At 64.8% G+C, this 13,308-nt stretch carries 14 protein-coding genes; 10 read left to right on the top strand and 4 right to left on the bottom strand.

Annotation, left to right across the window (positions count from 1 at the left end; all coding sequences use genetic code 11):
- The first annotated feature begins 1 nt into the window (after position 1).
- Both R3X27_RS02530 and R3X27_RS02525 read left to right on the top strand, forming a co-directional pair.
- Complete coding sequence (locus tag R3X27_RS02530) at positions 2 to 1,537, top strand: hypothetical protein (protein ID WP_317707251.1); 1,536 nt, start codon at positions 2 to 4, stop codon at positions 1,535 to 1,537.
- Positions 1,534 to 2,475, top strand: a complete 942-nt coding sequence (locus R3X27_RS02525) for a site-specific tyrosine recombinase XerD (RefSeq protein ID WP_317707250.1) — start codon at positions 1,534 to 1,536, stop codon at positions 2,473 to 2,475. The genes R3X27_RS02530 and R3X27_RS02525 overlap by 4 nt, the downstream gene beginning before the upstream one ends.
- Positions 2,476 to 2,558: 83 nt before the next feature.
- Here the strand turns inward: R3X27_RS02525 and R3X27_RS02520 are convergent, their stop codons facing one another.
- Together R3X27_RS02520 and dksA are read right to left on the bottom strand one after the other, a co-directional pair.
- Positions 2,559 to 3,731, bottom strand: coding sequence for an FAD-dependent oxidoreductase (locus R3X27_RS02520; RefSeq protein WP_317707249.1), 1,173 nt, complete (start codon positions 3,729 to 3,731; stop codon positions 2,559 to 2,561).
- A 92-nt stretch (positions 3,732 to 3,823) separates the two neighbouring features.
- Positions 3,824 to 4,246, bottom strand: coding sequence for an RNA polymerase-binding protein DksA (dksA, locus tag R3X27_RS02515; protein WP_317707540.1), 423 nt, complete (start codon positions 4,244 to 4,246; stop codon positions 3,824 to 3,826).
- A gap of 219 nt (positions 4,247 to 4,465) precedes the next feature.
- Between dksA and R3X27_RS02510 the strand changes: the two genes are divergently transcribed.
- Positions 4,466 to 5,305 carry a MoxR family ATPase gene (locus R3X27_RS02510; protein WP_317707248.1) on the top strand — a complete coding sequence of 280 codons (840 nt, stop codon included), beginning with the start codon at positions 4,466 to 4,468 and terminating at the stop codon, positions 5,303 to 5,305.
- Positions 5,306 to 5,453: 148 nt separating this feature from the next.
- Here R3X27_RS02510 and R3X27_RS02505 read toward each other — a convergent pair whose 3' ends face one another.
- Positions 5,454 to 5,828, bottom strand: coding sequence for a hypothetical protein (locus R3X27_RS02505; protein ID WP_317707247.1), 375 nt, complete (start codon positions 5,826 to 5,828; stop codon positions 5,454 to 5,456).
- Positions 5,829 to 6,074: 246 nt separating this feature from the next.
- Between R3X27_RS02505 and R3X27_RS02500 the strand changes: the two genes are divergently transcribed.
- The 6 genes from R3X27_RS02500 to R3X27_RS02475 all read left to right on the top strand — a co-directional run bounded on the left by R3X27_RS02500 (position 6,075) and on the right by R3X27_RS02475 (position 10,567).
- Positions 6,075 to 6,551 carry a hypothetical protein gene (locus R3X27_RS02500; RefSeq protein ID WP_317707246.1) on the top strand — a complete coding sequence of 159 codons (477 nt, stop codon included), beginning with the start codon at positions 6,075 to 6,077 and terminating at the stop codon, positions 6,549 to 6,551.
- Positions 6,552 to 6,620: 69 nt separating this feature from the next.
- Positions 6,621 to 7,034 carry a Fur family transcriptional regulator gene (locus R3X27_RS02495; protein WP_317707245.1) on the top strand — a complete coding sequence of 138 codons (414 nt, stop codon included), beginning with the start codon at positions 6,621 to 6,623 and terminating at the stop codon, positions 7,032 to 7,034.
- 243 nt (positions 7,035 to 7,277) lie between these two features.
- The gene (locus tag R3X27_RS02490; protein WP_317707244.1) at positions 7,278 to 8,153 is read left to right on the top strand and encodes a DMT family transporter; all 876 of its coding nucleotides are present in this window, start codon (positions 7,278 to 7,280) and stop codon (positions 8,151 to 8,153) included.
- A 42-nt stretch (positions 8,154 to 8,195) separates the two neighbouring features.
- Positions 8,196 to 9,470, top strand: a complete 1,275-nt coding sequence (gene eno, locus R3X27_RS02485; RefSeq protein ID WP_317707243.1) for a phosphopyruvate hydratase — start codon at positions 8,196 to 8,198, stop codon at positions 9,468 to 9,470.
- Positions 9,471 to 9,571: 101 nt separating this feature from the next.
- A complete protein-coding gene (locus R3X27_RS02480) occupies positions 9,572 to 10,117 on the top strand; it encodes an NUDIX hydrolase (protein ID WP_317707242.1) in 546 nt (181 codons plus the stop codon).
- Positions 10,118 to 10,141: 24 nt separating this feature from the next.
- A complete protein-coding gene (locus R3X27_RS02475; RefSeq protein ID WP_317707241.1) occupies positions 10,142 to 10,567 on the top strand; it encodes a cupin domain-containing protein in 426 nt (141 codons plus the stop codon).
- Here R3X27_RS02475 and R3X27_RS02470 read toward each other — a convergent pair.
- A complete protein-coding gene (locus R3X27_RS02470; protein ID WP_317707240.1) occupies positions 10,561 to 11,664 on the bottom strand; it encodes an anhydro-N-acetylmuramic acid kinase in 1,104 nt (367 codons plus the stop codon). The two genes, R3X27_RS02475 and R3X27_RS02470, sit on opposite strands and share 7 nt — an antisense overlap.
- Before the next feature lie 72 nt (positions 11,665 to 11,736).
- Here R3X27_RS02470 and tyrS point away from each other — a divergent pair, with 72 nt between their 5' ends.
- Positions 11,737 to 12,990, top strand: coding sequence for a tyrosine--tRNA ligase (gene tyrS / locus R3X27_RS02465; RefSeq protein ID WP_317707239.1), 1,254 nt, complete (start codon positions 11,737 to 11,739; stop codon positions 12,988 to 12,990).
- Positions 12,991 to 13,308 lie beyond the last annotated feature (318 nt).

Here is a 13,308-nt window from a genome sequence, read left to right as displayed (position 1 = left end):
GATGCATCTCAGGATAGCCATTTTCGGCCTCGCGATGGGCGGCCTGTTGCCCTTCGGCGCATGGGCGCAGGACAGCACGCCGGACCCGATCTCCGCCATCGACTGGCTCTCGGACAGCCTCGCCCATCCGCCTCCCACCCCGCCCGGTGCCGCTCCCGTCACCAATGGCGTGGTCACCGAGCCGATCACGGTACAGTCGCTGGACGCGCCCTCGCCCGACGGGGTGGGGCTGCTGCCGCGCGCGGTGACCGGGTTGCCGGCCAATCTCTGGGGTGCGTCCGATCTCGACCAGCTGATCCGTATCATTGCCGATTTCCCTGCCGAGCCTCTGCCCGCGGTGCAGGACGAGTTCCGGCATATCATGCTGGCTGAACTGGATCCGCCGCGGGGATCGACGCCCCGCGCCCCGCTGCTCCAGGCGCGGATTGACGCGCTGCTGGCCCGTGGCGCGGTCGAGGAGGCCGAGGCATTGCTGGAACGCGCGGGTTCCAAGGAGCCCGAACTCTTCCGCCGCGCCTTCGATGTCGGGCTGCTGACGGGACGCGAACAGGCGGCCTGCGCGCGGATGCGGGCCGTGCCCGGAATCTCACCCTCCTTCCCGGTGCGCATCTTCTGCCTGGCGCGGACCGGCGACTGGGCGGCCGCTGCCCTGACGCTGGAATCGGCCAAGGCACTTGGGCAGCTCTCGATCGAAGAGGATGCGCTGCTGGCCCAATTCCTGGACCCGGCGCTCGCCGATTTCATGCCCCCCATCGCCACGCCGCACCGGCCGAGCCCGCTGACCTTCCGCATGCTGGAGGCGATTGGCGCGCCGATGCCGACCGCCCCGCTGCCGCTGGCCTTCGCCCATTCGGACCTGCGTCCTTCGTCTGGCTGGAAGCCACGCATCGAGGCCGCCGAGCGGCTGGCCCGCGCCGGCGCGATCCCGCCGGACCTGCTGATCGCGATCTATGGCGAACGCGCGCCCTCTGCGTCGGGCGGCGTCTGGGAACGGGTCGCGGCTGTCCAGGACCTGAACGCGGCGCTGACGACTGGCGACACCGAAAAGATAGAAGCCGCGCTGCCGCGGGCCTGGGAGGAAATGCGCGCCGCGAGGCTCGCCCTGCCCTTCGCTCGCGCTTTCGGGGCACGGCTTGCGGCGATGGACGCACCGAGTTCCCTGGCCACCCGGCTCGGATTGCTCTCGGACGACTACGAAACCGTGGCGCTGGAAATCGCTCCGGAGACACCGGATCTTGCTTTCCCGGCCGCCATCGCCCGTGGCGAGGAAGCGGCCGGCAGCGACGATGCGCTCTCGCAGGCGATCGGCGCGGCCTTTGGTGCAGCGGCCCCCGAGCTTCCCGCAAGCATCTCCGATCCGGTGCGCGAACAGCGTTTTGGCGAAGCCCTGCTGGCGGCGCTGAAGGTGCTGGCCAAGGGGGCGGAGGCCGATCCGGGCGATCTTTCCGCGTCGCTCGCCTTCCTGCGTCGCATCGGGCTGGAAGAGACCGCGCGCCGCGCCGCGCTGCAGATCCTGCTACTGGACCGTGCCGCATGAGTGGACCGGCCAGCGCCGATCTCTGGATATCCGGCTTCCTGGAGGCACAGGCGGCCGAGTTGGACGCATCGCGCAATACCTGCCTGGCCTATGGGCGCGACCTGAAGGATTTCGCCGGTTGGCTGACCCATCGCGGCCTCACCTTCGCGGCGGTCGGACGAGAGGATGTCGAGGCCTATCTCGTCTCCTGCGATGCCGAGGGGCTGTCCCGGGCAACCCGGGCGCGCCGGCTCTCCTCCATTCGCCAGCTCTATCGCTTTGCCTTCGAGGAGGGTTGGCGCGGTGACAATCCGGCGATCCAGATCAAGGGGCCGGGCCGCGCCAAGAGCCTGCCCAAGACACTGAGCGTTGCGGAGGTCGAGGCGTTGCTCGGCGCGGCGCAGGAGACCGGGCGGACGGAAGCCGACCGGCTGCGCAATACCTGCCTGATGCAACTTCTCTACGCGACGGGGATGCGGGTGAGCGAACTGGTCTCCTTGCCGGTTGCGGCGGCACGGGGCGATCCGCGCATGTTGCTGGTGCGCGGCAAAGGCGACAAGGAGCGCATGGTGCCGCTCTCACCGCCCGCGCGCGAGGCCCTGGCGACCTGGCTCGCCGAGCGCGATACCCGCGAGGAGACCGCCCGCGCCAAGGGTCGGCCGCAATCGCGCTTCCTTTTCCCCTCCTCCGGCAAGGCCGGCCACCTGACCCGGCATCGTTTCCACGGGCTGGTCAAGGAGCTGTCGCTCGCTGCCGGGATCAACCCGGCCCGGGTTACGCCGCATGTGATGCGCCACGCCTTCGCGACCCACCTTCTGGAAGGTGGCGCCGATCTGCGGGCAATCCAGACCCTGCTGGGGCATGCCGATATCTCGACCACGGAGATCTACACCCATGTGCTCGAAGAGCGGCTGCGGGACCTGGTGCTGGAGCATCACCCGCTGGCGAAAGATGGTTGAGCGGCCCGGCGCGGGCGTGGCGGTCTGACGCCGTGATCCTGTGCCAATCAGCGCCAAGAATCAATCGACCCTGTGCGCCCGACTCACACCGTTTTCGTCACATCATGCGAATAGAGCCAGTCGAATCGGTCCGGCATGAAGCCGGGCAGCGTCTTGCCGAGCACCCGCAGCCCGAGATGGGCAACCCCGCGCACCGGCGCGCTGGAGAGGTGATAGTTGCGCGCATTCGCCGTCGCCGCGTCGACGATTCGCCGACAGCGCGGCGCACGGATGCGCTCATAGCAGGCCAACGCGGCGGAGCGGCTCTCCATCGTGCTGAGACATTCGGCCAGCACCCAGGCATCTTCCAGCGCCATGCAGGCGCCCTGTGCGAGGAAAGGCAGCGTCGGATGGGCCGCATCGCCCATCAGCACCGCATTGCTCCCCTGCCAGCGCGGCGCGACGGCATGTTTGAACAGCCCCCAGACCATCACCTGCTCGACACGTTCCAACCAGCCGCGCACCGGCGCGCCGAAACGGCTGAACACCGCACGGAATTCCGCCGGATCGCCCGGATGATGCCAGCCCTCGTCGGTCCAGGTGCCCGTTTCATGCACGCCGACAAGGTTGAGCATCCGTCCGCCGCGCAGCGGGTAAGCGACGAGATGCCGCCCCGGCCCCATGAAGACATGCGCTTCCGGCGGCACCTCCCCGGGCTCGAGCGGCAACAGCGCCCGCCAGGCGACATGGCCGGTGAAGTCCGGCGTCTCTGCGCCAAGCAGCGCCGCGCGGAGCTTGGAGCGCAGTCCGTCCGCCCCGACCAGGAAGTCCACTTCCCGCGTCGTTCCATCTTCGAGGGACAGGACCGGAATCTCGCCCGCGAGCGAGACCTCCGACACCGACACGCCTGTTTCGATCTCGACCCCGACCTCGCGGGCCGCATCGGCCAGCATCCCGACCATATCCGCCCGATGCACCAGACCGAAGCGTCCGAATTTCGACAGATCCAGGCGGAGCACGTCCGCGCCGCGGCGATAGTCCCGCAGGACCGCGCCGCGCGAGGTCACAGAGATCTCCTCGAACTCCCGCTCCAGCCCGAGCGCCCGCAGGACTGTCCCAGCATTGGGCGAGATCTGTATCCCGGCGCCAACCTCGGTGATCTCCGGCGCCCGCTCCAGCACACGCACGGAGACACCGCGCATCGCCAACGCCCGCGCCACGCTCAGCCCGGCAATGCCGGCGCCAAGGACGGTAATCTGCTGTCCGATCAGGTTCATAGGCCATCCCAACTCACAAAAAAACGCCGGGAGATGCTCCCGGCGCCCTGTATCATCTTCTGTCCCGTCCGCTCCGGAAAGCGGCCCCGGGCTCAGTCGTCGCGATGCACCTTCTCACGACGTTCGTGACGCTCTTGCGCCTCGAGGCTCAGTGTCGCGATCGGGCGCGCATCCAGCCGTTTGAGCGAGATCGGCTCGCCGGTCTCCTCGCAATAGCCGTATTCGCCTTCCTCGATCCGACGCATCGCCGAGTCGATCTTGCCGACGAGCTTGCGCTGGCGGTCCCGCGTGCGCAGTTCCAGTGCCCGGTCCGTCTCCTCGCTGGCCCGGTCGGCCACATCGGGGATATTGCGCGTGCTGTCCTGCAGCCCCTCGATCGTGTCGCGGCTGTCAGCCAGAAGGTCTTCCTTCCATGCCAGAAGCTTACGCCGGAAATATTCCAGCTGCATCTCGTTCATGAAAGGTTCGTCTTCGGCGGGACGGTAGTCTTCCGGCAGAAAAGTTTCCTGTTTCATCCCTGCTCCCTCTCGAATGTCGACCTGCGTCGCGTGCCCTTTGCCGGTCTCCGGCATCTCGTTGTCCATCTGGTCTTCCGTCACAGGCATCTTGTCTCCCTTGGCGCGGTGCTTACTCCAAGCATACCGGGTTGTCACTTACAAAAAGCAAAGGCAGTGTGGCGCAGATGCGGGACGGGCCGCGCTTCAAGTTCGCAACCCAAGGGGCGGTAAAACCAAATGAAATTCTCGGGAACTGATTCATATGTCGCCACAGAGGACCTCAAGGTCGCTGTCAACGCTGCGGTGACACTCGAACGGCCGCTTCTCGTCAAAGGCGAGCCAGGCACCGGCAAGACCGAGCTGGCCCGCCAGGTTGCCGCCGCGCTCGGGTTGCCGATGATCGAATGGCATATAAAGTCGACCACCCGCGCCCAGCAGGGTCTCTATGAGTATGACGCCGTGTCGCGGCTGCGCGACAGCCAGCTCGGCGATGAACGCGTCCATGACGTGGCCAATTACATCAAGCGCGGCAAGCTCTGGGAGGCGTTCGCCGCCGAGGGAAAGGTCGTGCTGCTGATCGATGAGATCGACAAGGCCGATATCGAGTTCCCGAACGACCTGTTGCAGGAACTCGACCGCATGGAATTCCATGTCTACGAGACCAACGAGACGGTTCGGGCCGTCAACCGGCCCATCGTCATCATCACTTCCAACAACGAAAAGGAGTTGCCGGACGCTTTCCTGCGGCGCTGCTTCTTCCACTATATCCGCTTCCCGGACACGGAGGTGATGCAACAAATCGTCGAAGTCCATCACCCCGGCATCAAGCAAGCGCTGCTGACCGAGGCCCTGACGCAGTTCTACGAGATCCGCGAGCAGCAGGGACTGAAGAAGAAGCCCTCAACGTCGGAAGTCCTGGACTGGCTGAAGCTGCTGCTGGCCGAGGATCTCTCGGCGGAGGACCTGCGGCGCGATGCCGCCGAAGCGCTGCCGCGACTGCATGGGGCGCTGCTGAAGAACGAGCAGGATGTGCATCTCTTCGAACGGCTGGCCTTCCTGGCGCGGCGGGGGCGCTGAAGGGGCGTAACAGTCCCGCGGCGGTGAACTCATCGGGCCAACCTGCGGACACTGCCGCCCGTCGCCGCGCGCACAACGGTGGCCGTGCCGAACAGGGCTCGATCCCACCATCCAATGCCCGCTCACTGCCGTCAGCAGCGAACGGGCCTCAACTCTTAAAATTGTCTGAATAGGTCAGATTCGCGAAGCCCGTTGGCCGCAGCGTTTCCTTCTTTTCGCCCAGATCCACCGCAAAACTCCGAGACAAGGCCCGAGAGCCGCCGCGCGGAAGAACTCCGATATCCCAAGTGATTATCCGGAGTTTCAAAGTGCTGATTTCCAACACCATCCCTGTCTGCGCGCGCCTGAAGGTGACGTGATGGACCGGCTTGGCCAATTGCCCGGCGCACAGGAACTCGGGCTGGTTCCCGGCCTGACGGCAGCCGAACTGCGTCGTGTCTACCGGCAACTCGCGCGCCGCTACCACCCGGATTCCGGGGCCGATGGGTCGCATGAAATCATGCGCCATATCAATGCATTGCATGACACTCTCAAAAGAAAGATCGACGCAGCTCCGCAACCGCCCCCGGCGTCTACCCGCTCCGGATCCGAGACGGTGCCTGAGCCCCCGCCCGTCCGCAAGCACATGCGGACGTCTCCGGCCGGCACTCCCGGCACTCCAAAGCAAAGGCACCGTCCGTCACCTGTCGAACAAGCCGCGTCACCGACCAAAACTCCGGAGGAGTCGGCCTCTCTCGGCGAGTTGTCCCTGACGGCGGCGGCGCGCGAAATGATGAGTGAGGTGCTGATCGGGGCGGTTGATTCCTGGCTGGTCTCGAATCGCGGCGTGCCACGCAACATGCTTCGGCGGCGTATGCTTGTGCGGCTGGGTCGGATCGGCCCGGTGGACTGCCCGGGGCTGCACATGCCGGGGCGGGTCTCCATGACCGGGTTGGCGCTGCGGTTCCATTTCCTGTCCCGCCCGATCGACGGGTTGAACCTGATCGCGCTGCCGGCCTTGATGAACGACGGTATTCGGCTGGCGCCGACCGGCGACGTCTCGGTGGTCGAGGAATGCCTGACCGACGGACAGGAACTGTTCGAACTCCCGCCCGAAGAGGCCACCGAACTCGGCTTCGAACTGCGCTATCGCGGTCGTCGGCTGGCGATGGAACTGCTCTTCGATGCCGGAGAGACCGATTACAGCAGTGCGCTCTATCATATGCGCGGCAACCGGTTCCGCGGGTTGTTCCGGCCGCCCGAATAGCGGCGCAGACGTCTTTCCCCTCGCCATTCGATCCGCTAACCTGCGCGCCCAAGGGCAAGGACGATCGAGATGAGCAAGACGATATTGGAACGCCTCGAGGACAAGGGGCTGCGGATGACCGGCCAGAGGCGCGTGATCGCAGAGGTGCTTGGCGCCTCGACGGATCATCCCGATGTCGAGGAACTCTACAATCGCGCGTCCGAGCAAGACCCCAGGATCTCCATCGCGACCGTCTACCGGACGGTCAAGCTCTTCGAAGAGGCCGGAATCATCGACCGGCTGGAATTCGGTGACGGGCGGGCGCGCTACGAGGACGCGGATCGCGAGCATCACGACCACCTGATCGACATCAATAGCGGCGAAGTGATCGAGTTCTGCGATCCCGAGATCGAGGCATTGCAGGAAAAGATCGCCGAACGGCTCGGGTACGACCTCAAGGGCCACAGGCTCGAGCTCTACGGTGTGCCGCGCCGTCGCGGCTGACCGCTCCCTCCATGGGGCCGCCACCGAAAACCGAGCCGTGATGTCGCTGGCCCGGCATGCGACGCGTTCCGGGATTTCCACGAGAGCATCGGGCTTGCGCATGTTTCAAGGGCAGGATGATTGCATTTTGCGCAATGCGGGTTTTCAGGGGGAGCGGCGGTTTGGCGCTTTGTTATCGCCCCAAAACCGGGCTAGACGGGGCGCAAACGCGGTTTCAACAGCCTATAGGCCCGGATTTCCTGTATGAACAACCTTCGCGGAGCGGTTCTGATGATCGTCTCGATGGGCATCTTTGCCGTGCAGGACCTGTTCATCAAGCAGACCTCCGTCACGGTGCCGATTGGCGAGATCCTGCTGGTGATGGGTGTCTTCGGAGCGCTCTTCTATGGCTGGCTGGTGCGCGCAAAGCGCCAGCGCCTCGTCCCGAAAGACCTTCTGCATCCGGCCATCCTGCTGCGCAACATGTCCGAGGTCATCGCCACCTTCGGCTTCGTCACCGCCTTGTCCCTGACCGAGATGACCTCCGCCGCCTCGATCCTGCAGGCACTGCCACTGATCGTGACGATGATGGCCGCGCTCGGATTGGGCGAGACAGTCGGCTGGCGTCGTTGGTGCGCCATATCGGTCGGGTTTCTCGGTATGCTGCTGATCGTGCGCCCAGGCACTGCCGGGTTCGAGCCCAATTCGCTCTACGCCGTCATGGCCGTCTTCGCCTTTGGGCTGCGGGACCTGACGACCCGGATCGCGCCGAAAAGCATGAGCACGATCCAGATCGCGCAATGGGGCTATATCATGATGACCCTGCTGGGCGCGGTCATGGTGACCCTGTCCGACGGGTTCGTCGCCATCCCGGTCGACGCCATGCCACAGATGCTGGGCATCGTCGTTCTGGGTGTTGCGGGCTACTATATCGTCGTCGAGGCCCTGCGCATGTCGGATGTCTCAGCCGTTGCGCCCTTCCGCTATTCGCGCCTCCTCTTCGCACTTGCGCTTGCCGTTCTCTTCCTTGGCGAGCGCCCCGATCTTTTGACCCTGGCCGGAGCGAGCCTCATCATCGGCTCCGGTCTCTACACGCTTGCGCGGGAACGCGCACTTTTCTCACAGGCTCTTCAAGGGTAGAAGGGCCTCGAGTTTCATGACCGCACGGAAAGGACCGTCGCTATGAGCACCATCATCGACATTCACGGACGCGAGATTCTTGACAGCCGGGGCAACCCGACCGTCGAAGTTGACGTCACTCTCGAAGACGGCACCATGGGCCGCGCCGCGGTGCCGTCCGGCGCCTCCACCGGTGTCCACGAAGCCGTTGAAAAGCGCGACGGTGACAAGTCCAAATTCGGCGGCAAGGGCGTGAGCCAGGCCGTCGCCGCCGTCAATGGCGAGATCGCCGAAGCCCTCGTCGGCTTCGACGGCACCGACCAGGTCGGCCTCGACACCGCCATGATCGAGCTGGACGGCACCGAGAACAAGGGTCGCCTCGGCGCCAACGCCATCCTCGGCGTCTCGCTCGCGACCGCCAAGGCCGCTGCCGACTACACCGCACAGCCGCTCTACCGCTATGTTGGTGGCACAGCTGCCCGCGTCCTGCCCGTCCCGATGATGAACATCATCAATGGCGGCGAGCATGCCGACAACCCGATCGACGTGCAGGAATTCATGATCATGCCCGTCTCGGCCACGTCGATCCACGACGCTGTCCGCATGGGCTCCGAGATCTTCCATACGCTGAAGAAAGAGCTCTCCGGCGCCGGCTACGCCACCGGTATCGGCGATGAGGGCGGCTTCGCTCCGGCGCTGTCCTCCACCCGCGCCGCGCTGGACTTCGTTCTGAAATCCATCGAGACCGCAGGCTACAAGCCGGGCGAAGACATCGTTCTGGCTCTCGACGCCGCCTCGACCGAGTACTTCAAGGACGGCAAATACGAGATGGCCGGCGAAGGCCTTTCGCTGACCTCCGAAGAGAACGTCAAGTATCTCGAAGCCCTCTGCGCCGACTACCCGATCTTCTCGATCGAAGATGGCTGCGCCGAAGATGACTGGGCTGGCTGGAAGCTGCTCACCGAAGTTCTCGGCGACAAGGTCCAGCTGGTCGGCGACGACCTCTTCGTGACCAACCCGGCCCGCCTTACCATGGGCATCGAGCAAGGCGTTGCCAACTCCATGCTCGTCAAGGTCAACCAGATCGGCTCGCTGACCGAGACGCTCGCCGCCGTGGAAATGGCCCACCGCGCCAAGTATTCCAACGTCATGTCTCACCGTTCCGGCGAGACCGAGGACTACACCATTGCCGACCTCGCCGTTGCAACCAACTGCGGCCAGATCAAGACCGGCTCCATGTCGCGTTCCGACCGTCTCGCCAAGTACAACCAGCTGATCCGCATCGAAGAGCAGCTGGGCGAGACCGCCATCTACGCAGGCAAGTCGATCCTCAAGTAAGCGCAACAACCGCTTGAAAACATGGGCCCGTCCGCAAAGCGGGCGGGCCCTTTCCTTGCGCGCCACCCGGAATTCGCTGCTGCATTCGGAAGGGGGCCAGAATGGCCGGAACCATCGACCAGCTCTCGACACGCACTGTCCACCAGACCCGTTGGATGCATGTGCGCGAGGATGCCGTCCGCTTTCCGGATGGCAGCGAGGGCAGCTTCTCCGTCGTCGACAAGAACGATTTCGCCGTCATCGTGCCGCTGCATGACGATGGCCGCCTGCAACTTGTCCGCCAATATCGCTACCCGGTTCAGGGTCGTTTCTGGGAGGTCCCGCAGGGCTCCTGGGAGGAGACCCCCGATGCTGATCCCGTCGCTCTCGCGCGCGGCGAACTGGAGGAAGAGACCGGCTTTCGCGCCGGCACGCTCCGCCATATCGGCCATTATCATCAGGCGCCGGGCTATTGCGGTCAGGGCTATGATCTCTTTCTGGCCACCGATCTGACCCCCGGCACGCTCAATCGCGACCACGCCGAACAGGATATGGAGACCGCCGCCTTCGCGTTTCCGGAGGTGCTGGCCATGATCGAAGACGGTCGTATGATGGACACTACCACGCTCGCAGCGCTCGGATTGTTGCGCTTGAAAAACTTCCTGTAAGGGACTGATTTCATGACGACTTGCATGTTCCCCGCCCAAATCATCACCCATCTCGGCCTCGAGCGGCACCCGGAGGGCGGCTGGTATCGCCAGACCTGGATCGAGGAACCGACCGAGGGGCGCCCCGCCGGAACCGCGATCTACTACCTGCTCGAACGTGGTCAGGTGAGCCATTGGCATCAGGTCGACGCAACGGAAATCTGGCACTTCTACGCCGGCGACCCGCTGATCCTGTCACTCAGCGAGAGCGAGGACGGCCCCGCAAAAGAACACCTGCTCGGCCCCAATCTCGCCGCCAGCCAATCGCCGCAGGTCATTGTTCCCAAGAACCACTGGCAGAGTGCCCGCCCGTCTGGCAACTGGGCGCTGGTTGGCTGCACGGTCTTGCCGGGATTCTCCTTTGACGGGTTCACGCTCGCCCCGCCGGGCTTCGACATCCCGCGTCACTGACCGAATGGCGTGCTGATCTCACCGCCGCCCACCGCCGCCGCGACGCCCGTTGTCGCGGGAAAGGATGTCGGCAGGCCGCGCATCACGCGCATGGCAAGGAAGGCGAAAGCCTGCGCTTCCAGCATGTCGCCATCGAGCCCGACCGCCTCGACCGGTTCGACCGTACAGCCCATCCCCTCCGAGAGCATCGTCATCAGCACCGGGTTCAGCCGTCCGCCCCCCGTGACCAGCAGCCGCTCGACGGGCGCCGGGAAGAACTCCGCCGCCCGCACGACAGCCACCGCCGCGGCCGCGGTAAGCGTGGCCGCGGCATCCGCATCCGAAAGATCCGCAACCTGCTCCTGGAGCCCGGAAAAATCATCCCGATCCAGCGACTTCGGCGGATATTTCAGGAAATACCCATGGGCTGCGAACGCGTCGAGGATCTCCACAGACACCACCCCTGCCGCCGCCAGCGCCCCGTCCTCGTCAAAGGGCAGACCACGCCGTGCCTGCATCAAATCATTTATCGGAGCATTGGCCGGCCCGGTGTCGAAGGCCAGCAACGCCCCCGCCTCCTCAGGCGCCGATTTCGCAGGATCGACCCAGGTCACATTGCCAACCCCGCCGAGATTGAGGAAGGCCAACGGCGTCTCCGCTCCGATCCACTTGGCCAGGGCGAAGTGATAGGCCGGGGCCAGCGGTGCGCCCTGCCCGCCCATCTGCACATCGGACGAGCGAAAATCCCAGACCACGGGAACCCCGAGTGCCGCGGCCAGCACCCGTCCATCGCCGGCCTGATGGGTTCCGCGCTTGTCCGGCTCATGCGCCAGCGTCTGGCCATGAAACCCCGCCAACGCGACATCCGAGAAGCCAACCATGAGTTCCGCATGCGCCCGCTCGACCAGCTCTGCCGCTTCGGCCACGCCCGGCTCGCCGGGCCAGCGCCCAAGAGCGGCGCGCAGGACGTCCCGCTCCTGATCCGAGTAGCTCCGGTATCCATGCTCGCCAAGACCGGTAATTGCCGTGCCATCGGTCTCGATCACCGCCGCATCGACGCCATCGAGCGACGTCCCGGACATCATCCCCAGAACCCGAACCGCACCCTCTTTCAACATGCTCTTTCCCTCGCCCGCCGGCACCGCTAGACAGGCGCCATTCGCCCGAGACGAGAATGGACCGAAAGCCGCATGACCTACCACCCGAAATCCGACTTCATCCGCATCATGATCGAACGCGGTTTCATGGCCGATTGCACCGACATGCAGGGCCTTGATGAAGCCATGGTGAAGGGCGTGGTCCCGGCCTATATCGGCTTCGATGCAACGGCGAAATCGCTCCATGTCGGCTCGCTGATCCAGATCATGATGCTGCGCTGGTTGCAGAAGACCGGCCACAAGCCGATCACGCTGATGGGCGGCGGCACGACCAAGGTGGGCGACCCCTCCTTCCGCGCCGATGAGCGCCCGCTGCTGACCCCGGAGCAGATCGACGACAATATTGCCGGCATCAAAAAGGTCTTCTCGGCCTATGTCTCCTATGACGACAGCGAAACCGGCGCGCTGATGATCAACAATGCCGAATGGCTGGACGAGCTCAATTACCTCGATTTCCTGCGCGATATCGGCCGGCATTTCTCGGTCAATCGGATGCTGAGCTTCGAGAGCGTGAAATCACGGCTCGACCGCGAACAATCGCTCTCCTTCCTCGAATTCAACTACATGATCCTGCAGGCCTATGACTTCCTAGAGCTGAACCGTCGCTATGGCTGCGCGCTTCAGATGGGCGGTTCGGACCAGTGGGGCAATATCGTCAACGGTATCGACCTGACGCGTCGCGTGCTCGATCACGAGATTTACGGACTCACCTCGCCGCTCCTGACCACCTCGGACGGCAAGAAGATGGGCAAATCGCTCTCTGGCGCGATCTGGCTCAACCCGGATATGCTCAGCCCCTACGAGTTCTGGCAGTTCTGGCGCAACACGACCGATGCCGATACCGGACGCTTCCTCAAGCTCTACACCGAGCTTCCCATCGAAGAATGCGACCGCCTCGGCGCGCTGGAAGGTTCCGAAATCAACGAGTCCAAGATTCGACTCGCCAATGAGGTTACAGCACTCCTGCACGGCGCCGACGCCGCGGCCGCCGCCGAAGCCACCGCCCGCGAGGTCTTTGAAAAAGGCGGCGTAGGCGACGACCTGCCAACCCTCGAACTCACCGCTGAGGAGCTCGGCGACGGCATCTCCATCGTCCAGCTCATCACCCGCGCAGGGCTGGCCAAATCCGGCAAGGAAGCCAAACGCCTGATCGCCGACAATGGCGCCAGGCTCGACGACGCCCCGCTTACCAACGCCGGCCTGATGATCGATGCGGCGGCCCTCGCCTCGCCAATCAAGCTCTCCGCCGGCAAGAAACGCCACGCCCTGGTCACACTGGCCACCTGAGCCTGCGCTTCGGAGCCGTCCTCGCATGCGCCCGGGCGGCGCCACGACGGGACGAGGGTCAAGCAGAATCGCGGAGGCTCCGCGGCGAAGCCGTGGATACCACTATTCTGCTTGAGCGGAGGAGCGGCGTGGGGCAGGCAAGCATCAAGCGAGGACGGATCGGAAGCGCCTGCGCTTTGGTGATCTCCGAAGCCAATCCGCGCGTCAGCGCGCAAGACCAACGCGCCGCAAGGCGCACAATATACCAATAAACCCGCCTCCCCGTACCCAATCCCTGCCTTTCCCCTAGCCTTTCGTCCGCTCCCACGTTACCGACGC

The sequence above is a fragment of the Tropicimonas sp. TH_r6 genome, from assembly GCF_033101155.1.
Taxonomy (GTDB): Bacteria; Pseudomonadota; Alphaproteobacteria; order Rhodobacterales; family Rhodobacteraceae; genus Tropicimonas.
This window is presented reverse-complemented; position numbering and strand designations above follow the sequence as displayed.